The following is an 893-nucleotide window of genomic DNA, read 5'->3' as shown; positions in this document are numbered from 1 at the left end:
ACATGCCGCACGCGCTTCGGGCTACGCCGGTTCGGTCGGCAGTCCGTTGCTTTGCTCGGCGCTGTTGGCAATGGCGGTCTGGAGGGCGCGGGCGCACTGGCCGGTCCCGGTGGAGAGTCGGCACGGTGTGCCGTCTGGAGCACCAGACGGCACACCGTTCATCGACGGCGCAAGATCGTTCGGCCAGAGATGGCGGGGCAGGGCATGGACCACGGCCTGACGGTCTTGGTGCCTGCCCGTCGGGATGGCGCTCCACGGTTGCACGGCTCAACCAATGAGCTTGTGCAGTACTGGTGCGCTGGCGCCGGCGGCGAACAGTCCGGCGAGGGCGGCGTCGGCGAGGGACCGGCTCTTGCAGTATGTGAGGGCGCTGACGAGGCCGCCGATGATGACGGCCATCACCAGGACGATGGCGGCGTGCTGTGAGAACAGCGGGGCGTCTCGCTCGCTGCTGGCCGTGGGCTGCGGAGTCTGGGCCAGCGGCTGGGCGGCAGCGGGGGCGATCGGGTCGGGGTGCGCGGTCATCTCGTTTCCTTTCGGTCGGCGTGCTGGGATGGGGGTCGGGTGTGTGGCGGGCGCTTCGGCCAGCCGCGGGGTGCGGCCGGGCCGGTCGTGCGGCGGGTTTCCTTCTCCACGTGTGGTTCGGGTGAGCTTTGAACGCCCAGCGTGAAGAGTGATCTGATTGGCCGTCGGCTCACTGGGCAGAGGCGCAGGTGGGTGGCGCGTGGTCTGGACAAAGACCTGTTCAGAGCTGGATAAACCGTGGGGGGATCATGGGGCGGGAGCGTAGGTTCAAGGGCACGGACGCAGAGATCGCCTTAGCCCGCTTCCTGTGCGAGACCACCGACAGCCTCGGGCTCGACACCGTCGACAAGGTGGTGAGGCGCTTCCCC

General features: G+C 68.8%; 1 protein-coding gene. It reads right to left on the bottom strand.

What is annotated here, in order from left to right; all coding sequences use genetic code 11:
- Positions 1 to 267: 267 nt before the first annotated feature.
- Positions 268 to 525 (bottom strand): hypothetical protein, encoded by a 258-nt coding sequence (locus SNA_RS29920; protein WP_052809018.1) that lies wholly within the window; start codon positions 523 to 525, stop codon positions 268 to 270.
- Between the last annotated feature and the right edge of the window lie 368 nt (positions 526 to 893).

This window comes from Streptomyces natalensis ATCC 27448 (assembly GCF_000935125.1).
Classification (GTDB): domain Bacteria; phylum Actinomycetota; class Actinomycetes; order Streptomycetales; family Streptomycetaceae; genus Streptomyces; species Streptomyces natalensis.
Note: the sequence above shows the minus strand (reverse complement) of the source record. Positions and strands in the feature narration are given on the sequence as shown.